The 19,492-nt window shown below is 54.3% G+C and carries 13 protein-coding genes; 6 read left to right on the top strand and 7 right to left on the bottom strand.

What is annotated here, in order from left to right:
- Window positions 1-35 precede the first annotated feature (35 nt).
- The 5 genes from KWG64_RS07685 (at window position 36) to pduF (ending at window position 6,306) form a co-directional block, all read left to right on the top strand.
- Window positions 36-1,544, top strand: coding sequence for an aldehyde dehydrogenase family protein (locus KWG64_RS07685; protein ID WP_218521487.1), 1,509 nt, complete (start codon window positions 36-38; stop codon window positions 1,542-1,544).
- Window positions 1,545-1,553: 9 nt separating this feature from the next.
- Entirely contained in the window at window positions 1,554-1,856 is a 303-nt protein-coding gene (locus KWG64_RS07690; protein ID WP_101078001.1) for a BMC domain-containing protein, read from the top strand.
- A 65-nt stretch (window positions 1,857-1,921) separates the two neighbouring features.
- Window positions 1,922-4,465 carry a glycyl radical diol dehydratase GrpM gene (gene grpM, locus KWG64_RS07695; protein ID WP_218521488.1) on the top strand — a complete coding sequence of 848 codons (2,544 nt, stop codon included), beginning with the start codon at window positions 1,922-1,924 and terminating at the stop codon, window positions 4,463-4,465.
- A gap of 80 nt (window positions 4,466-4,545) precedes the next feature.
- Window positions 4,546-5,463, top strand: a complete 918-nt coding sequence (locus KWG64_RS07700) for a glycyl-radical enzyme activating protein (protein ID WP_218521722.1) — start codon at window positions 4,546-4,548, stop codon at window positions 5,461-5,463.
- Between the two features lie 51 nt (window positions 5,464-5,514).
- Window positions 5,515-6,306 (top strand): propanediol diffusion facilitator PduF, encoded by a 792-nt coding sequence (pduF, locus tag KWG64_RS07705; protein WP_218521489.1) that lies wholly within the window; start codon window positions 5,515-5,517, stop codon window positions 6,304-6,306.
- 119 nt (window positions 6,307-6,425) lie between these two features.
- Here the strand turns inward: pduF and KWG64_RS25810 are convergent, their stop codons facing one another.
- From KWG64_RS25810 to KWG64_RS07725, 4 genes are all read right to left on the bottom strand, one after another.
- Window positions 6,426-6,950: a BMC domain-containing protein gene (locus tag KWG64_RS25810; protein WP_218521490.1), complete on the bottom strand. Its 525-nt coding sequence runs from the start codon at window positions 6,948-6,950 to the stop codon at window positions 6,426-6,428.
- A gap of 57 nt (window positions 6,951-7,007) precedes the next feature.
- A complete protein-coding gene (gene metK, locus KWG64_RS07715; RefSeq protein ID WP_218521491.1) occupies window positions 7,008-8,153 on the bottom strand; it encodes a methionine adenosyltransferase in 1,146 nt (381 codons plus the stop codon).
- A gap of 141 nt (window positions 8,154-8,294) precedes the next feature.
- A complete protein-coding gene (locus KWG64_RS07720) occupies window positions 8,295-9,347 on the bottom strand; it encodes an AraC family transcriptional regulator (protein ID WP_218521492.1) in 1,053 nt (350 codons plus the stop codon).
- A gap of 18 nt (window positions 9,348-9,365) precedes the next feature.
- Window positions 9,366-10,595, bottom strand: coding sequence for a PocR ligand-binding domain-containing protein (locus KWG64_RS07725; protein WP_218521493.1), 1,230 nt, complete (start codon window positions 10,593-10,595; stop codon window positions 9,366-9,368).
- 555 nt (window positions 10,596-11,150) lie between these two features.
- Between KWG64_RS07725 and bamA the strand changes: the two genes are divergently transcribed.
- Complete coding sequence (bamA, locus tag KWG64_RS07730) at window positions 11,151-13,571, top strand: outer membrane protein assembly factor BamA (protein WP_218521494.1); 2,421 nt, start codon at window positions 11,151-11,153, stop codon at window positions 13,569-13,571.
- Window positions 13,572-13,855: 284 nt separating this feature from the next.
- Here the strand turns inward: bamA and KWG64_RS07735 are convergent, their stop codons facing one another.
- From KWG64_RS07735 to KWG64_RS07745, 3 genes are read right to left on the bottom strand one after another with little or no spacing between them, the layout of a single operon-like run.
- The gene (locus KWG64_RS07735) at window positions 13,856-15,226 is read right to left on the bottom strand and encodes an efflux transporter outer membrane subunit (RefSeq protein WP_218521723.1); all 1,371 of its coding nucleotides are present in this window, start codon (window positions 15,224-15,226) and stop codon (window positions 13,856-13,858) included.
- A 5-nt stretch (window positions 15,227-15,231) separates the two neighbouring features.
- Window positions 15,232-18,342 (bottom strand): efflux RND transporter permease subunit, encoded by a 3,111-nt coding sequence (locus KWG64_RS07740; protein WP_218521495.1) that lies wholly within the window; start codon window positions 18,340-18,342, stop codon window positions 15,232-15,234.
- The gene (locus KWG64_RS07745; RefSeq protein ID WP_218521496.1) at window positions 18,342-19,484 is read right to left on the bottom strand and encodes an efflux RND transporter periplasmic adaptor subunit; all 1,143 of its coding nucleotides are present in this window, start codon (window positions 19,482-19,484) and stop codon (window positions 18,342-18,344) included. The genes KWG64_RS07740 and KWG64_RS07745 overlap by 1 nt, the downstream gene beginning before the upstream one ends.
- Between the last annotated feature and the right edge of the window lie 8 nt (window positions 19,485-19,492).

The raw sequence follows: 19,492 nt of genomic DNA on the forward strand, positions 1-19,492 counted from the left end.
CCGTGCGAAGCGATGCGAAGTAAGGAACTGACAGCATGAATGATATTGAAATTGCTCAGGCGGTATCGAACGTTCTGAGCCGGTACACCAAAATTGCACCGGAAGCGGCACCGCAGGCCGCGCCAGTGCAGGCGGTTCAAAACACTGATTCACTGGATGCCATTGTTGCCCGTGCGCTGGCACAACAACCAGTGGCCGCACCACAGACGGCGACCTACGACGCGGGCAACGGCGCATTTGATTCGATGGACGAAGCGATTTCTGCCGCCGTGCTGGCGCAGGTTCAGTATCGCCATTGTTCAATGCAGGATCGCGCCACGTTTATTCAGGGCATCCGTGACGTATTTTTGCAGGAAAGCACCTTGCAGGAAATTTCCCGTCTGGCGGTTGAAGAAACCGGCATGGGGAATTACGCCGATAAACTGACGAAAAACCGCGTCGCGGCGCAGAAAACGCCGGGGCTGGAAGATCTGACGACCGGCGCGCTGAGTGGCGACAACGGCCTGACGCTGACGGAGTTTTCGGCCTACGGCGTGATTGGGTCGATTACGCCGACCACCAATCCGACCGAAACCATCATCAACAACAGCATCGGGATGCTGGCCGCGGGCAACACCGTGGTTTTCAGCCCGCATCCGCGTTCCCGCAACGTTTCGCTGATGACGGTGGCGCTGATTAACCAGAAGCTGGCGAGCCTTGGCGCACCGGCCAATCTTGTGGTCACGGTCACGCAGCCTTCACTCGATAACACCAGTGCATTAATCAAAGACCCGCGTATCAATATGCTGGTGGCAACCGGCGGGCCGTCAATTGTGAAAACAGTGATGTCTTCCGGCAAAAAAGCCATCGGTGCGGGAGCAGGAAATCCGCCCGCCGTGGTCGATGAAACCGCAGATATTGAAAAAGCCGCCCGCGATATTATACGCGGATGCAGTTTCGACAATAACCTGCCGTGCGTCGCTGAAAAAGAGGTCATCGTGGTCAATCAGGTGGCGGACTATCTGATTCACTGTATGAAGAAAAGCGGCGGGTATCTGCTGTGTGACCCAAAACTCATACGGCAACTTCAGGCGCTGGTGATGAACGAAAAAGGTACCGGGCCGGACACCGCGTTTGTTGGCAAAGATGCGCGCTACATCCTGCAACAACTGGGCGTGAACGCACCGGAAGACACCAAAGTGATCCTGGTGGAAACCGAAAGAACGCATCCTTTTGTGATCCATGAACTGATGATGCCGCTGCTGCCGGTGGTGCGTGTGGAAAACGTTGATGAAGCCATTGAACTGGCGGTGAAAGTGGAACATGGCAACCGTCACACGGCCATCATGCACTCTACCAACGTCGACAAACTTACCAAAATGGCCCGTCAGATCCAGACCACTATTTTCGTGAAAAACGGGCCTTCCTATGCCGGATTAGGCGTCGGCGGTGAAGGACATGCGACCTTTACGATTGCCGGGCCAACCGGAGAGGGGCTGACGTCAGCGAAGTCATTCGCCCGGATCCGCCGCTGCGTGATGGTCGAGGCCCTTAACGTCAGATAAGGGGCGGTGATGAAAAAACGCATCATAAACGCACCGACGCCAGACATCGTGGCCATGATAAAACGCAGGATGCCTGGCGAATTCCGTTCACGACTGGATCTCATCCGTATCGATGCGATTGGCATGATTATGTTGCCGGTGCCGGATCTTTATTTCTACGCTGATGCCGCCAGTAAAAGTGCAAATGTGGTGGTCTCGGAAATATTTGGCAGCTGCCCGCAACATATTACGACGCTGGCCATATTTGGTGAGGTCGCTGCGGTGAATGAGGCCATGCGAATAATAGAAGACGATAATAATACCGCGTTCTGATTATCCGCCGATGAAAAAACAAATTACTGCCGCAAGGTTAAATAATTAATTTCGGGAGTTATTCTATGTTAGAGAAAGGTTTTTCTAATCCGACCGAACGTGTTGTCAGACTCAAGAATATGATCCTGCATGCCAGACCGTATGTGGAATCTGAGCGCGCCGTCCTGGCAACGAATGCCTATAAAGAAAATGAACATCTGCCGGCTATTATGCGCAGGGCGAAAGTCGTCGAGAAAATATTCAATGAGCTGCCGGTGACTATTCGTCCTGATGAGCTGATCGTCGGCGCGGTCACTATTAATCCCCGCTCGACTGAAATCTGCCCTGAATTCTCTTATGACTGGGTGGAAAAAGAATTTAATACCATGGAACACCGGGTGGCCGACCCGTTTATTATTCCTAAAAAAACCGCAGACGAATTGCACGAAGCGTTTAAATACTGGCCGGGTAAAACCACCAGTTCGCTGGCGGCATCTTATATGTCCGACGGTACCAAGGAAAGTATGGCCAGCGGCGTTTTCACCGTCGGGAACTACTTTTTCGGCGGCGTTGGCCATGTCAGTGTGGATTACGGCAAAATCCTGAAAATCGGTTTCCGTGGCATCATTAACGACGTTACCCGCGCGCTGGAAAATCTGGATCGCCGCGAACCGGGCTATATCAAAAAAGAGCAATTCTATAACGCTGTGATCATCAGCTATCAGGCGGCGATTAATTTTGCTCATCGTTATGCGCAGGAGGCCACACGTCTGGCGCAGCTGGAAAGCAATCCGGCGCGTAAACGTGAGCTGGAACAAATCGCGCAAAACTGTACCCGCGTACCGGAAAACGGTGCGAGCACGTTCTGGGAAGCGTGCCAGACCTTCTGGTTCCTGCAAAGCATGTTGCAGATTGAGTCCAGCGGCCATTCCATCTCTCCGGGGCGTTTCGACCAGTACATGTATCCGCATCTGGCGGCGGACAAATCCATTTCTAAAGAATTTGCCCAGGAACTGGTGGATTGCTGCTGGATTAAGCTCAACGACATCAACAAAACGCGCGATGAAATTTCAGCGCAGGCGTTTGCCGGTTATGCGGTTTTCCAGAACCTGTGTGTGGGTGGACAAACGGAAGATGGCCGCGACGCAACTAACCCGCTGACCTACATGTGTATGGAAGCCACGGCGCATGTGCGTCTGCCGCAGCCGTCGTTCTCCATTCGCGTCTGGCAGGGCACGCCGGATGAATTCCTGTTCCGCGCTTGTGAGCTGGTGCGCATGGGGCTGGGCGTCCCGGCAATGTACAACGACGAAGTAATTATTCCTGCGCTGCAAAACCGTGGCGTGTCGCTGCATGACGCCCGCGATTACTGCATCATCGGCTGCGTGGAACCGCAGGCACCGCACCGCACGGAAGGCTGGCATGATGCCGCTTTCTTCAACGTGGCAAAAGTGCTCGAAATCACCCTTAATAATGGCCGCGCAGGCAACAAACAGCTGGGGCCGGTGACCGGTGAAATGACGCAGTACACCGGCATCGACGATTTCTTTAGCGCGTTTAAGAAACAGATGGCGCACTTTGTTCATCAGCTGGTGGAAGCCTGCAACAGCGTGGATATTGCGCACGGCGAGCGCTGCCCGCTGCCATTCCTGTCTGCGCTGGTGGATGACTGTATCGGGCGCGGCAAATCGCTTCAGGAAGGCGGCGCTATTTACAACTTCACCGGCCCGCAGGCGTTCGGGATTGCCGACACCGGGGATTCCGTCTACGCGATTCAGAAACAGGTATTCGAAGACCGCAAACTGACGCTGAATGAACTGAAAAGCGCGCTGGACGCCAACTTCGGCCACGCCGTCGGTGGCACACCGGACGCTGCCGCCGGGAAATCTTCGCTAGGCGAGCAGGAAATTCACGAGATGGTGAAACGCATCATCGAAACGCACGGTGCTCTGGATGCGGCAGCGATCAAAGCGGAAGTCTATCGCCAGCTTGCCAGCAATACGGCGGCACCGGCGGGCAACGGTTCCCGTTTTGAGGAAATTCGCCATATTCTGGAAAATACGCCGTGCTTTGGTAATGACATCGACGAAGTGGATCTGGTGGCGCGTCAGTGTGCGTTGATTTACTGCCAGGAAGTCGAGAAATATACCAACCCGCGCGGCGGCCAGTTCCAGGCCGGTATCTATCCGGTGTCGGCTAACGTGTTGTTTGGTAAAGATGTTGCCGCATTGCCGGACGGACGCATGGCGAAAGAACCGCTGGCTGACGGTGTTTCTCCGCGTCAGGGGAAAGACACGAAGGGCCCAACCGCTGCGGCGAACTCCGTGGCAAAACTCGACCACTTCATTGCCTCAAACGGGACGCTGTATAACCAGAAATTCCTGCCGTCTTCACTGGCCGGGGAACAAGGTTTGCGCCACTTCAGCGGGCTGGTCAGAAACTACTTCGATAAGAAAGGGATGCACGTTCAGTTTAACGTCATCGACCGCAAAACCCTGGTTGAAGCGCAGAACAATCCTCAGCAACATCAGGATCTGGTTGTGCGTGTGGCCGGATACAGTGCCCAGTTCGTGGTGCTGGCGAAAGAAGTGCAGGATGACATTATCAGCCGTACTGAACAGCAGTTCTGATTATTCAGTTTCACCGGCGGGCCATGTATTACAGCATGGCCCTTTTTAAAATAACCTGTGGCACTGATGTGAGCGAAGTCATGAATAAAGTCGATTACGAAATGGAAGGCGTGCTGTTTAATATTCAGCGCTATTCTCTGCATGACGGTCCGGGTATTCGTACAATTCCTTTTTTTAAAGGATGCCCGCTTTCGTGTAAATGGTGTAGTAATCCGGAATCACAACGTCCTCAGCCGGAATTAATATTTAAAAAGAATGACTGTATCCGCTGCGGTAAATGTATTGAAGTCTGCAAACAACAGGCGCTGTCGGTAAATAATGCTTTCTTTGTCGATCGCGAGCGTTGTATTCAGTGCGGCGAATGTACACAGGTCTGCCCGACGCAGGCGCTGGAAATGAAAGGCAAACGCATGACGATTGCCGAAGTGATGCGGGAATTGCAGAAAGAAGAAAATCTTTATCGCCGCTCCGGGGGCGGGATCACGCTTTCCGGTGGTGAACCGCTGGCGCAACCGGCGTTTGCCCGCGAACTGCTGAAAGCCTGCAAAGAAAAGGGCTGGCACACGGCGATTGAAACCACCGGATTTACCACGCCGGAAGTCATAGCCGACGTTTTCCCTTACGTTGATCTGGCGCTGACTGACATCAAAGCCATCAATCCGGCCGTGCATCTGGCGAACACCGGAATGGGCAACACGCAGATTCTGGAAAACCTGCTGCGCATTTCATTCCTGACCAAAGTGATTGTCCGTATTCCGGTGATCCCCGGCGTCAATGATAACGTCGATGAGATCCACCAGATAGCCGGATTTGCCCGCCTGATGTCCAATGTCGATACGATTCACTTATTGCCGTATCACGAATATGGCGAAAATAAATATGGCTTGCTGGGGCGTATTTATCCGATGGGTGATCCGGAACGTACCGGCGAATCAAAAATGGAAATATTAAAAAAAGAAGTGGAGTCATTAGGATTTAATTGCCATATAGGCGGGTGATGTTCCGGCCAGGAATATCAAAATAACAATAATCAACACCAGGGTTATTATATGAATGATTCAGTCAAAACGCAGTGCCTTGCGGAGTTTCTCGGTACCGGATTATTTCTATTTTTTGGCATCAGTTGTCTTGCCGCAGTGAAAGTCGCGGGGGCCAGTTTCGGGTTATGGGAAATCTGTATTGTGTGGGGGCTGGGAATTTCGCTGGCGGTGTATCTCACCGCCGGGATTTCCGGTGCGCATCTGAACCCGGCAATTACCATCGCACTGTGGTTATTCGCCAGCTTTCCCGGCCGGAAAGTGGTGCCGTACATTATCGCTCAGGTTGCCGGGGCGTTTGGCGGCGCACTGCTGACGTATCTGCTTTATCACAATCTGTTCACGGAATTCGAAAGTGCTCATCAGATGGTGCGCGGCAGCGTGGAAAGCCTGCAACTGGCCAGCATTTTCAGCACGTATCCGGCGGCGGCGATCAGCGTCTGGCAGGCGGCTTTTGTGGAAATTGTCATTACCTCGATTCTGATGGGGCTGATCATGGCGCTGACCGATGATGGTAACGGCGTGCCACGCGGCCCGCTCGGGCCGTTGTTAATCGGGATCCTGGTGGCGGTGATTGGCGCATCAACCGGGCCGCTGACCGGATTTGCCATGAATCCGGCACGCGATTTTGGCCCGAAATTATTTACCTTCTTTGCTGGCTGGGGTGAAATGTCGATGACCGGGGGGCGCGATATTCCTTACTTCCTTGTGCCCGTTATTGCGCCGGTGATCGGTGCATGTCTGGGCGCGGCGGTTTACCGTTTCTGCATCAGCAAAAATTTACCGGGAAACGTCACCGCGTAAAAAGAATTCCCGTCTTAAAGTTCCCGAATATGAAGCAATAAAAACGGCAGTGAAGGTGAGGGGCTGATGATTATTGCCCCGACCCCCACTGCCGTTTTGCTGTTTTGTTATTCTGCGTTTTACGCTTTTTTATTCCCCCGGCCAGAGGTTGTTTTTTTGGTATTCACCGCTGCCGGTTGCGGTTTTTTATCTTCTGCCGTTTCTGAAGTGACCGGTTCCGTGACGGGTTTAGCCACAGATGCTAATTCCATGCAGGATGTTTGCGGTATTTCTTCGACATTCACGACTGCAATGATTGATGGTTGTATTGTTGGTGATGGTGGCAACGCTTCAGGTTCCGGTTCGGCAAGCGTGATGCCGTTTGTTTCGGCAGAGTAAATCAGATTTTCAATGTATTGCGCAGTGCGCGCGATGACTTTGTGGGCGTAAACGATACCTACTTTGCGCGCGGCGATGACGCCGGCAGCGACGGCGGCGTTGACCGCGCCGACTTCGCCTTCGAGCTTGATCGTGACCATTCCGCCACCTTTGGTCAGCTCATAACCGACCAGCGTGACATGTGCGGATTTCATGGCAGCATCCGCGGCTTCAACCGCCGCCGCCAGCCCGACGGTTTCTATTAATCCCAAACTTTGCCCGGACATAAATTTCTCCTGTTGATGGATTCATTGTGGCGCGCGGTGACCGCCGCCTTTGCGTATTCAGGTGTCGTCGCGCAGTGCCTGCGTCTTGTCCGTTTTTTCCCAGGGGAAAATGTCCCGGCCAAAATGGCCATAGCAGGCGGTCTGGCGGTAGCGGGGAACGAGCAAATCCAGCATCGAAATGATCCCGGAAACGCTCAGATCGAAATGGCGTTCAACCCGCAGAGCCAGTTGATCTGCGGTCAGCGGGCTGCTGCCAAAAGTATGAATGCGGATGGCGACCGGGCGCGGCAGGCCGATTGCCCAGGCCAGCTGGACTTCGCAACGCTTTGCCAGCCCGGCGGCGACGATATTTTTCGCCACATATCGCGCGGCATAAGCGGCCGAACGATCGACTTTCGACGGATCTTTGCCGGAGAATGCGCCGCCTCCGTGGCGGGCTACGCCGCCGTATGTATCGACGATAATTTTTCTGCCGGTCAGGCCACAGTCGCCCACCGGGCCGCCGGTGACAAATTGCCCGGCGGGGTTGATCAGCAAACGGGTTTGCGGCGTGAACCAGCGCGCGGGGATCACGGGTTTTACGATTTCCTCAATCACCGCCTCGCGCAGTTCCGCCAGCGAAATCTCCGGATCGTGCTGCGTAGAAACCACGATGGTGTCGGCAGCTATGACCTGACGGCGGTGATAACGCAGCGTGACCTGGCTTTTGGCATCCGGACGCAAAAACGGCAGACGGCCAGACTGGCGTAGTGCCGCCTGACGCATCATCAGCTGGTGCGCCAACATCAGCGTGGCGGGCATGAGTTCCGGTGTTTCGTCGCAGGCATAACCGAAGGTAATCCCCTGATCGCCTGCGCCCGGGAATTCGGGCGCAGAACCGGTAATCCCCTGTGCAATATCCGCAGACTGTTTCCCCAGGATATTCAGCACGCCGCAGGTTTTGGCATCAAAACCCAGACGGGAGTGGTTGTACCCGATTTCGCTGATGGTGTGGCGGATAACGGATTCGATATCGACACTGGCCGTTGAGCTGATTTCGCCCGCGACAATGACAATACCGGTTTTGAGCATGCATTCGCAGGCCACGCGGGCCCGCGGATCTTGTAAGAGGAAGGCGTCCAGAATTGCATCAGCAATCTGGTCGGCCATTTTGTCCGGGTGCCCGGGGGCAACCGATTCAGAGGTGAAAAGGAAGTCGTCCAAAGTCGCGCCACGTTTTTCAGAAGGGACTCTATCGTAGGCGGCAAGCGGTAAAACGGCGTGAACTATCTTGCTGGCAGGGTGGACTTTTTTGCCCACGTGTCGGACACGCGCACAAAATCAGGCGTGCCCGACACGGGCAGGTTAAACAGGTTCCGGTGCGACAATTTTACGGAAATCGGACGGTGCCATTCCGGTCTCTTTTTTGAAAATCCGGCAGAAATAATTCGCATCCTGATACGACAGCTCCAGCGCAATGGTGTTGATTTTGAGATCACTGAACTGCAATAACGATTTGGCGACGCTGATTTTCCGGCTGGCGATGTAATTGGAAAAACCGGCACCGGTAATCTTCTTAAACGCGCGGCTGAGGTAGCAGGAGCTGACAAAAGAGCGGGCGGCGATCTCGTCAAGCGTCAGGTTATTCAGGATGTTTTTTTCGATGTGGAATTTTGCACGATCAATAAAATCCATCGCGCCGCTGGCGTGCTTAAGCGAATAATCAAATACCTCTTCGCTGGCGTTGAGCAGGGCAGACATCGCCCGGTAATATGCGCTGGCAGGTATACCATTCTGGTGAATTTCCTGAATCAGCGCTGCCACTTTTTTGGCGGCAGGCAGGCTTTTATCACCCTGCGTGGTGATTTGCTGATGCAGTATTTCGAGAACATCCGTCAGCAGTTTGCGCTGACTGACGCCGGATGGGGTACTCACACAGGCTTCATCGAGAGTCTCGAACAAAAAACCATGCCACCGGGCGTAATCACAGCTTTCTATCATCGCCACGACTTTCTGTTTCAGCGCCCGTGATGCAGCAATATCAACGTCATTCACTTCCAGCGTTTTTTTGATGGCATCGGTCAGCGTGCTTTTTTTAACCGGTTTTAACAGGTAATCGTCTACTTTTAAATTCAGCATGCTGCGTACAATTTCAAAATCATCATTGGCGGTGGTGACAATCACTTTTGTGTCGCTGTTCTTGGTGCGCAGATATTCGATTACCTGATTTCCGTTGGGCAGCGGAATATTAATATCGACAAACATCATGTCAATTTGCTCGAGATCGTCAATCAGCTGGATGGCTTTTTTTCCGGTCGAGGCTTCGTGAACTACGGCATTGTCGACATATTGCGAGACAATGCGTCGCATGGATTCAGATTCAATTAATTCGTCTTCAACAATCACAATATTGTACATGCTTATTTCTCCGGTCTGTCAGGCTTCCAGCATGGGAAACTTCAGTGTAATAGTGGTGCCCATTCTGGGCTTATGGGCGCTGGAAATTTCCAGCCCATAGCTTTCCCCGAATAACAACTGAAGCCGGTTTTTAATATTATTGATACCGATGCCGCCTTTCTGGCGGTTTTCATCGCCGGATAAAATATTGGCGATATCGGCCTGTGAAATGCCATCCCCGTTATCACTGACTTCCAGAATGACATCGTGCCCGTCGTCGCGGGCGCTGATCCGCAGCTGACTGCTGGTGTCGCGCGGTTCGACCACGTAGTTGAAAAAGTTTTCAACCAGGGGCTGTAAGATCAGGAACGGACAAACCACATCAGAATACTTTTCAGGGATGTCGCAGTGATAATCGAAGCGGTCATGCATTCTGACTTTCTGAATTGACATATAGCTGGTGACATAATTGATTTCGTGACTCAGCGTAATCAGCCCGTGATTATTTTTGCGCAGTAAATAGCGCATCATATCGGAAAAATCATGCACCATCGTTTCGGTTCTCTGGGCATCTTCCAGATAGGCCAGACGGCCAATGGTATTTAAGACATTAAATAAAAAGTGCGGGTTAATCTGATAAGACAACGCTTTAAATTCGGCCTCATGTAATGAACGTTCAATTTCAACGCGTTTGCGCAGTTCGTCAGTGAGTTCGAGATCTTTGCGGTGCAGCTCACGCTGAATATTATTGGTGTGCGCCTGCTCGACCAGATAAGAAGAAACGTGCAGCAATGTCGATGCGGTCGATTCAAAACGGTCGTACGGCATGCGTTTGGCGTCCTGATGCAGGTCGATCAACCAGGCGTTTTCTTTCCAGATTTCATGATTATCGAGAATGTAGGGAATGGTATTTTCTTTCTCTTCTTCGACCTTTACCTGACCGGAGATAAACGCGCCAAGGTAATGGTCGTTGATCATGATCGGCACAGCAAATTCAACGAATCCGCAGTAGCAGCGATAGACCACCGGTTTCCCTGCCTGCATGGCTGCGCGGCCTCCGGCGTTATCGCTTTCGTAGCAGTGTGTTGCAAGCGCTTCGTTGAGCCGTGAGCGGGCACAAAACTCTGAGAACCCGCTGGCCTGCGTCACCGGCACGCCGTCCTGATCGACCACCACAAGCGCGATCATCATGGATTTACTGAAATTGTCCTGGAGAGTCTGAAGTCTTTTTACATCAAGAAATTCATGCAGTTTATATTTGTTATTCATTAAGTTTACCTGCAGTACTAATAGTGAAATATTCACGACATAAATATACAGGAGAGGGCATTTCTGTATTTTGAAACGCGTCACAGGCAGGTCGATTCAGTGAGGAGAATAATGTTAATTTTCATGCAGGGATGTTAATTCTCTTGATAAATAAAAACGGGAGTAAAAACCCTGCGGGCATTGTTATTATTCCTGGTAAAAGGTTCCACTATTATTTTAAACAAAAACCATTAGCGGGGCTTAATAATGTTCCGGCGAGAATATAATTCAGAAGTATATTGTTTTCGGGAGAAATACCCGCCTTCATTCTCTGTATGCCCGCCCGTCATTCATGGCGACGAAACTCCAGAATTTTTACCGATAGCCACAACTGTACGTCTCGCGAAAATAACGTAAGTAATACGTAACAGAATCCCATGTTTTCCGAAAATCAAAACGTCCCCGATGAACCTCGGATATTTCCCACAGTCTGTTAGCGAGGTTATTTCTTCTGAAAGCAAAACTTTTTTGTTTTCAGGAAATTCGGTGAGTTGAAAAACGGCGTGCACGGATCACATGACAATGAAAAAATTACTCTTAGCGTCGCTGCTGTTGAGCAGCACGGCGGCTTTTGCCGCTGACGGTTTTGTCGTCAAAGACATTCACGTCGAAGGTTTGCAGCGCGTGACCGTCGGTGCTGCGTTGCTGAGCATCCCCGTGCGGGTGGGAGATACGGTATCGGATGACGATATCAGCCAGACGATCCGTTCGCTGTTTGCGACCGGAAATTTTGACGATGTGAAAGTACTGGAAGAGGGCAACACGCTGATTATTCAGGTAAAAGAAAGGCCGACGATCGCCAGCATCACCTTCTCCGGTAACAAAGCCATCAAAGACGATATGCTGAAACAAAACCTCGAGGCTTCCGGGGTTCGCGTCGGCGATGCGCTGGATCGCACCACCATTTCCTCGATTGAACACGGCCTGGAGGATTTCTATTACAGCGTCGGCAAATACAGCGCCAGCGTGAAAGCGGTGGTGACGCCGCTGCCGCGTAACCGCGTGGATGTGAAGCTGGTCTTCACCGAAGGGGTATCGGCAAGAATTCAGCAAATCAATATCGTGGGTAACAAAGCCTTCACCAATGATGACCTGATCGCGCACTTCCAGCTGCGTGATGAAGTCCCGTGGTGGAACGTAATCGGCGATAAAAAATACGAAAAACAGAAACTGTCCGGCGATCTCGAAACGTTGCGCAGTTTTTATCTTGACCGGGGTTATGCGCGTTTTAACGTGGATTCCACGCAGGTCAGCTTAACGCCGGATAAGAAAGGCATTTATATTACGGTCAATATTACCGAAGGTGCGCAATATAAAGTTTCCGGCGTCACGCTGACCGGTTCGATGGCCGGACATTCGGCTGAGGTTGAAGCGCTGACCGCTATTCCGGCGGGTGAATTATATAACGGCGCGAAAGTCACCAAAATCGAAGGCGATATTAAAAATATGCTGGGACGTTACGGATATGCTTATCCGCACGTCACCACGCAGAGCGAGATTAATGACGGCGATAAAACCGTCAGACTGCATATTAACGTGGATACCGGAAACCGTTATTCGGTGCGCCGGATCCGTTTTGAAGGGAACGACACGTCGAAAGACGAAGTGCTGCGCCGTGAAATGCGGCAGATGGAAGGCGCGTGGCTGGGTAACGATCTGGTGCAAAAAGGCAAAGACCGCCTGAACCGGACCGGCTATTTCGAGACAGTCGATGTCGATACGCAGCCGGTGCCGGGTTCCACCGATCAGGTTGACGTGGTGTACAAAGTCAAAGAGCGTAACACCGGCACGTTCAATGTCGGCGTGGGGTACGGCACGGACAGCGGCATCAGCTATCAGCTCGGCGTGACGCAGGATAACTGGCTCGGCAGCGGTAACACGGTCAGTTTTAGCGGCACGCGAAACTCCTACCAGACGTATGTCGAAATCTCAGCGACTAACCCGTATTACACGGTTGACGGAGTGAGTCTGGGCGGCAAAGTCTTCTACAACCACTACGACGCCGAAGATAACGATCTGGCGGCGTACAACCTGCAAAGCTACGGCACCGGCGTTAACCTTGGCCTGCCGGTCAGTGAAGACAATACGCTGAATCTCGGGCTGGATTATGTTCACAGCACACTCAGCGACATGGAACCGCAGGTGGCGGTGTGGCGCTATCTGAACGCCAGCGGCGTGCAGCCGGGCGTGGTGACCTCAGGTAACAGCACGGCGGAACTGCGCACCAACGACTTCTTCGCCAGCGTCGGCTGGGCCTATAACGATCTCAACCGTGGCTTCTTCCCGTCATCGGGCACGCGCGCCAGCTTAAGCGCAAAGGTCACGACACCGGGCTCGGACGACAGTTATTACAAAATTACGTTTGATGCCAACCACTACATCCCGCTGAGCGACAAATCCGACTGGGTGCTGATGGGCCGCGCGAAAGCCGGTTATGCCGCCGGACTGGGCGGTAACGACGTACCGTTCTACGATAACTTCTACGCGGGTGGCTCCAGTTCGGTGCGCGGGTTCTCGTCCAACACCATCGGCCCGAAAGCGGCGTATTACAAATGTGCGACCACGGATACCTCGTATTCCACCTGCCCGGTGGAAAAATCCAGCGACGCCGTGGGCGGAAATGCGATGGCGATCGCCAGCGCAGAACTGTATGTGCCGACGCCGTTTATCAGCGAGAAATACGCCAGTTCCGTGCGCACATCGTTCTTCGTGGATTCCGGTACGGTGTGGGATACGAAATGGCAAAATACGTCAGCGACGGAAGCTGCAGGTATTCCGGATTACAGTGACCCGACACATATTCGTGTTTCCAGCGGTATTTCACTGCAATGGCAATCGCCGTTAGGCCCATTGGTATTCTCCTATGCGCAACCGCTGGTGAAATATGAAGGTGACAGCGCGGAACAGTTCCAGTTTAATATCGGTAAAACCTGGTGATAATATTAGCGACTTACAAAGTTATTACTTTATACAGACGCAATGAGGATAGAAACTGAGACGGATTTAATTATAATGTGCGCATGATGTTTATTGAGCAACCATTTATGGTAAAACATCATGCCATTATAATACTGTTGGAGTTCTTCCTTCTTTGAGGCCGTCCCTGTACGGCCTCTTTTTTTAATTGAAATATCGGGTTTTTATATTTCGACTCTGTGCTTCAATCAAAAAAATACCGCATCCCTGCGGTATTCACTGCATATCTCTTTAAACCCTTCGCGTTATTTCACCCCACCACCGAGCGACTGCCACAGCGTGATGCGGTTTTCAAAATCGGTCTGCTGTAAGGCAATCAGATCTACCTGTGCAGACCACAGCGAGCGCTGGTCAGTCAGTACGGTCAGGTAATCACCAGCGCCGGTTTCATAGCTGCGGCGCGCCAGGTCATAACTGCGTTGCGACGCGGCGACGTATTGCTGCTGTGCATCCAGTTGTTCGCTGAGCGTTGCGCGACGGGCAAGGGCGTTAGCAACGTCCTTGAACGCGCTCTGAATGGATTTTTCATACGCAGCGATCAGGCCTTTTTTCTTGGCTTCGGCGTACCGTAGCTGCGCGGTATTGCTGCCGCCGGTGAATAGCGGCAATGTCAGGCTTGGGGCGAATGACCAGACGTTGGCGCCGTGGCTGAACAGGTTCGACAGCGAACTGCTGCCGACGCCTGCGCTGGCAGTGAGTGACAGCGTCGGGAAGAAGTTTGCCCGCGCTGCGCCGATATCCGCGTTGGCGCTTTTGAGGTTATGTTCGGCTTCCTGCACGTCCGGGCGACGCAGTAATACGGAGGACGACACACCGGCGGGCACCAGCGCGATGGCCTCCGGCGACAGGTCTTCCAGCGTGCCCGGCAGCAGGTTTTGCGGCACGGTTTCCCCCACCAGCAGGTTCAGGGCGTTGATGTCCTGCGCAACCAGCGTCTGATAGCTGGCGACGCTGGCGCGGGCAGACTGATACACCGCCATGGATTCGCTGACATCCGGCCCGGAAGCCACGCCTTCTTTCTGGCGCAACCGGGTGATACGCAGCGAATCAGCCGCGCTTTTTTGCGTGTCCTGCGCCAGTTTCAGGTTGCTGTTATCCGCCGCCAGCGTGACCCACGCGGTGCTGGTTTCGGCAATCAGCGTCAGCCGGGTGTTCTGCGCGGTGGATTCACTGGCCAGCCAGGTTTCTTTCGCCGCCGTGCTCAGGCTGCGGTTGCGGCCAAACAAATCAATCTCAAAACTGCTCACCGCACCGTCGGCGGTGGCAGAGCTTGAAACCCCCGCATCCTGCGTGCGGCTGCGGGTTTGCGTCAGTTCCGCATCCACCGTCGGGAACAGGCTCGCGCGCTGCTCCCCGTAAAGCGCTTTCGCCGCTTCGATATCGGCAATCGCTTCCTGCATATCGCGGTTGGTGGTCAGCGCCTTCGCGACCACCGCATTGAGGCGCGGATCGGTCATGATGTGTTGCCAGTCGGCGAGCACGGTTGTGGCGGCAGGCTGCGTTCCCTGCGCAGGCCAGACGGCAGGCACCGGCGCGGCAGGGCGCTGGTAGTGCGGATCCAGTGAAAGACAACCGGCCAGCAGGAACGACAATGAAATAATACTCAGACGAAAAATCATGCTTACTCCTGCGCGTCTTTGTGGCCGGTGAAGACTTTTTTCACCAGAACGAAGAACAGCGGAACAAAGAAAATAGCCAGTAATGTGGCGGTCACGGTGCCGCCGATAATGCCGGTACCGATGGCGATACGGCTGTTAGCCCCCGCACCGGTTGCAACCGCCAGCGGCATGACCCCGGCGATAAAGGCCAGTGACGTCATCAGAATCGGGCGCAGGCGGGTCCGCGCCGCAGAGAGCGCCGCCGCCGTTAACGTGCTGCCCTGTTTGAGCGCCGCCTCGGCGAATTCAACGATCAGAATGGCGTTTTTCGACGAGAGCCCGATGGTGGTCAGCAACGCGACCTGGAAATACACGTCGTTATTTAGGCCGCGAAGTTCGGCGGCAAGGGATGCCCCAAGCAGACCGAGCGGGATCACCAGAATGACGGAGAAGGGGACAGACCAGCTTTCGTACAGCGCGGCGAGGCACAGAAACACCACCAGAATCGAGATGCCGTAAAGGCTCAGCGCCTGCCCGCTGGCCAGCTTTTCCTGCAATGACAATCCGCTCCAGGCCCAGGTGGAACCGGCCGGGAGTTTATCTGCCAGCGCTTCCATTTTTGCCATGGCCGCGCCGGAGCTGTAGCCGTCAGTGTTTTCACCCTGAATCTCATAGGAGGTTGAACCGTTGTAGCGTGCAAGGCTTTCCGGGCCATAGGTCCAGTGCGTGGTGGCGAACGCGGAGAACGGCGTCATGCTGGTGCCGTCGCTGCTGCGGACAAACCATTTGTTTAGGTCTGCCGGTTTGGAACGGAACTGGCTGTCGCCCTGAATGTACACTTCTTTTACGCGGCCACGGTCAATGAAATCATTGACATAGGTTCCGCCCCACGCGCTGCTCAGCGTATCGGTGACGTCACTCAGCGTTAACCCGAGTGCCACGGCTTTGTTGTTGTCGATATCCACCTGAAGCTGTGGCATCTGCGGTAAATCGTTGGCGCGGACCGATTGCAGTTCCGGGCTCTTTGCCGCCATTGCCAGCAGTTCTGTCCGCAGTTTCATCAGCTCTGCGCGGCTGGTGCCGCCGGTTGACATCAGCTCGAAGGTGAAACCGTTGCTTTGCCCCAGACCGTCCACCGACGGCGGTGTCATGGCAATGACTTTTGCATCGCGGATCACTGCGAGATCTTTCATGGCGCGTCCGGCGATAGACTGCGCGGTGTTGGCCGTGCCGGGGCGGTCGTCCCAGTTTTTAAGGGAGACGAAGGCCATCCCGGCGTTCTGGCCGCTGCCGCTGAAGTTAAAGCCGGTGATGGTGAAAATGACGTTGGTGTTGTCTTTTTCTTTATCCATAAACCACTGGGTAACGCGGGAGTTCACCGCCTCGGTGCGGTTCGCCGTAGCGCCCGCCGGCAGGGTGTACTGCACCATAATCTCGCCCTGATCTTCGGACGGCAGGAAGCTGGTCGGCAGTTGCCACATCAGCAAGCCCATCAGCGCCGCCATCGCACCGTAAATCAGCACCATCGCGACCGGGCGACGCTGAACGTGCGTGACGCCATTCTCATAGCGATGCTCAGTGCGGGAATACAGGCGGTTGAAGCCGCCAAAGAAACCTGTGGTCGATTGCGGTTTATGGCGCAGGAAAGCGCCGCACAGCGCAGGAGTCAGGGTCAGCGCGACCACAACAGAAAGCGCCATCGCGGAGATAATCGTGACCGAGAACTGGCGGTAAATCACGCCGGTTGAGCCGCCGAAAAAGGCCATCGGCAGGAAGACGGCGGAGAGCACCAGTGCAATCGCCACCAGCGCGCCGGAGATTTCACCCATCGATTTCTCGGTGGCATCGCGGGCAGAAAGCCCTTCGTCGCGCATGATTCGCTCGACGTTTTCCACCACCACAATGGCGTCATCCACCAGCAAACCGATCGCGAGCACCATCGCAAACAGCGTCAGGGTATTGATCGAATAGCCGAATAACGCCAGAACGCCGAACGTCCCCAGCAACACCACCGGCACCGCCAGCGCAGGAATGAGCGTGGCGCGCAGATTCTGCATAAACAGATACATCACCACGATCACCAGCAGGATGGCTTCGACCAGCGTTTTAATCACGTCCTGCACCGACACTTTAATGAATTCGGTGCTGTCTTTCGGATACGCAATGTCATAGCCCTTCGGCATGCTGCGCTGGTATTCGCTGATGGTATTTTTCACCAGCGTGGCGGTGTCGAGCGCATTGGCACCCGGCGACAACATGACTGCCATACCCGCAGCCGGATGGCCGTTCAGCTGGGAGGTCGCGGTGTAATCTTCACTGCCCATTTCAACGCGCGCGACGTCGCTGATGCGGACAATCGCACCGCCGGTATTGCCTTTCACGATGATATTGCGGAACTGTTCCGGCGTTTGCAGGCGCGACTGCGCACGCACGGTGGCAGTCAGTTGCTGAGTACCTGAAGACGGCAAACCGCCAATTTTACCGGCAGAAATCTGTACGTTTTGCGCTTCAATCGCGGTCTGAACGTCAGACGGCATCAGGTCGTAAGCCGCGAGTTTGGTCGGGTCCATCCAGATGCGCATGGCATATTCCGCCCCGAACACCTGCAAACTGCCGACGCCGCTGACGCGCGCCAGCGGATCCTGCATGTTACTCACCAGCCAGTCGGCGATATCCGAGCTGGTGGCTTTGTCGGTTTTGTCATACACCGCCATGATCAGCAGGAAGTTGGACTGCGATTTTGTGACGGTCACGCCTGCGGTCTGCACTTCCGTCGGCAGGCGCGATTCGGCCTGCTGCACTTTGTTCTGCACCTGAACCTGCGCGGTATCCGCGTTGGTGCCTTGTTTGAACGTCACCGTGATATCCACGGAGCCGTCAGAACTGCTGCTGGAGCTGAAATAAAGCAGATTATCCAGGCCGGTCAGCTGCTGTTCGATGACCTGCGTGACGCTGTTTTCCAGCGTTTCTGCGGATGCGCCGGAATAGGTCGCCTGGATTTTAACGGAAGGCGGCGCGACGTCCGGGTACTGCGCGACCGGCAGCGTGCGGATCGCCATGACCCCGGCCATCATGATCAAAATGGAAATCACCCAGGCAAAAACCGGGCGACGCACAAAGAAGCGGGAAAACATCAGGCGGCTCCTTCTGTGCTTTGGGCTGCGGTGGCGTCGTTATTTACTTCCACCGGTTTGACGGTGTCGCCGGTTGAGACTTTGTCGCTGCCTTCCACCAGAACGCGATCGCCTGCCTGTAAGCCTTTGAGGATCAGCCAGTTTGTGCCGCTGGCGTCGCCGGTCACGACATCACGTTGCTCGACTTTGTTTTCTGCGGTGACGACCAGTGCGGTGGCATCGCCTTTTGCATCGCGGGTGATGCCCTGCTGCGGCGCGAGAATGGCGTTTTCGACCACGCCTTCATCGACATCAGCGCGGATAAACATCCCCGGCAGCAAAACGTGTTTCGGATTCGGGAACACGGCGCGCAGTGTCACGGAGCCGGTAGCTTCATCGACGGCCACTTCGGTCAGCTCCAGACGGCCTTTTTCGGGATATACCGAACCGTCTTCCAGCGTCAGCGTTACGCTTAAAGTGTCGCTGTTGGTCGCCAGCGCGCGTTTGCGCAGGCTGAGTAAATCCGCGCTGGAACGGGTGAGATCCACATACATGGAATCGAGATTACGGACGGTAGCCAGCGCGGTGTCCTGCGCGGCAGAGACCAGCGCGCCCGGCGTAACGGATGAAATGCCAATCCGGCCCGCAATCGGCGATGTCACGCGCGTCCAGTCGAGATTGATTTTTGCCGTTTCCAGCGCCGCCGCTTTTTCATCAACGCTGGCGCGATCTTCCGCACAGGCTGACTGCGCGTCTTCGGCGTCCTGCTGCGACACGCCCTGTTCCTTCACCAGCACGGCATAGCGTTTGGCTTTCTGGCAATCGGAAATCACCAGCGCTTTGGCACTTTTCAGCGCTGCGGCGGCCTGATCGTAGGTGGCTTTATAGGATGACGGGTCAATCTGGTATAACGCCTGACCGGCTTTGACCGTGTCGCCTTCGGTGAATAAGCGTTTCTGAATAATACCGCCGACCTGCGGGCGCACATCGGCGGTTAACGTAGCCGTGGTGCGCCCGGTTAATTCGCTGACCAGATTAAAAGATTGTGCTTTTAGCGTGACAACGCCGACGTCGACGGGCGGGGCAGATTGCTGAGCGGTCTGCGAATTATCACAGCCGCTCAGCCCCAGGATAATGAATAATGGCAAAAGTCTGGATGGCATTTTGGTGT

Source organism: Rahnella sp. PD12R (genome assembly GCF_019200965.1).
GTDB classification, from domain to species: Bacteria; Pseudomonadota; Gammaproteobacteria; order Enterobacterales; family Enterobacteriaceae; genus Rahnella; species Rahnella laticis.

Bases quoted from the DNA above. Each gene is read 5' to 3' on its own strand.
- KWG64_RS07685 (WP_218521487.1), top strand. From the start codon at position 36: ATGAATGATATTGAAATTGCTCAGGCGGTATCGAACGTTCTGAGCCGG.
- KWG64_RS07690 (WP_101078001.1), top strand. From the start codon at position 1,554: ATGAAAAAACGCATCATAAACGCACCGACGCCAGACATCGTGGCCATG.
- grpM (WP_218521488.1), top strand. From the start codon at position 1,922: ATGTTAGAGAAAGGTTTTTCTAATCCGACCGAACGTGTTGTCAGACTC.
- KWG64_RS07700 (WP_218521722.1), top strand. From the start codon at position 4,546: ATGAATAAAGTCGATTACGAAATGGAAGGCGTGCTGTTTAATATTCAG.
- pduF (WP_218521489.1), top strand. From the start codon at position 5,515: ATGAATGATTCAGTCAAAACGCAGTGCCTTGCGGAGTTTCTCGGTACC.
- KWG64_RS25810 (WP_218521490.1), bottom strand. From the start codon at position 6,950: ATGTCCGGGCAAAGTTTGGGATTAATAGAAACCGTCGGGCTGGCGGCG.
- KWG64_RS07720 (WP_218521492.1), bottom strand. From the start codon at position 9,347: ATGTACAATATTGTGATTGTTGAAGACGAATTAATTGAATCTGAATCC.
- KWG64_RS07725 (WP_218521493.1), bottom strand. From the start codon at position 10,595: ATGAATAACAAATATAAACTGCATGAATTTCTTGATGTAAAAAGACTT.
- bamA (WP_218521494.1), top strand. From the start codon at position 11,151: ATGACAATGAAAAAATTACTCTTAGCGTCGCTGCTGTTGAGCAGCACG.
- KWG64_RS07740 (WP_218521495.1), bottom strand. From the start codon at position 18,342: ATGTTTTCCCGCTTCTTTGTGCGTCGCCCGGTTTTTGCCTGGGTGATT.
- KWG64_RS07745 (WP_218521496.1), bottom strand. From the start codon at position 19,484: ATGCCATCCAGACTTTTGCCATTATTCATTATCCTGGGGCTGAGCGGC.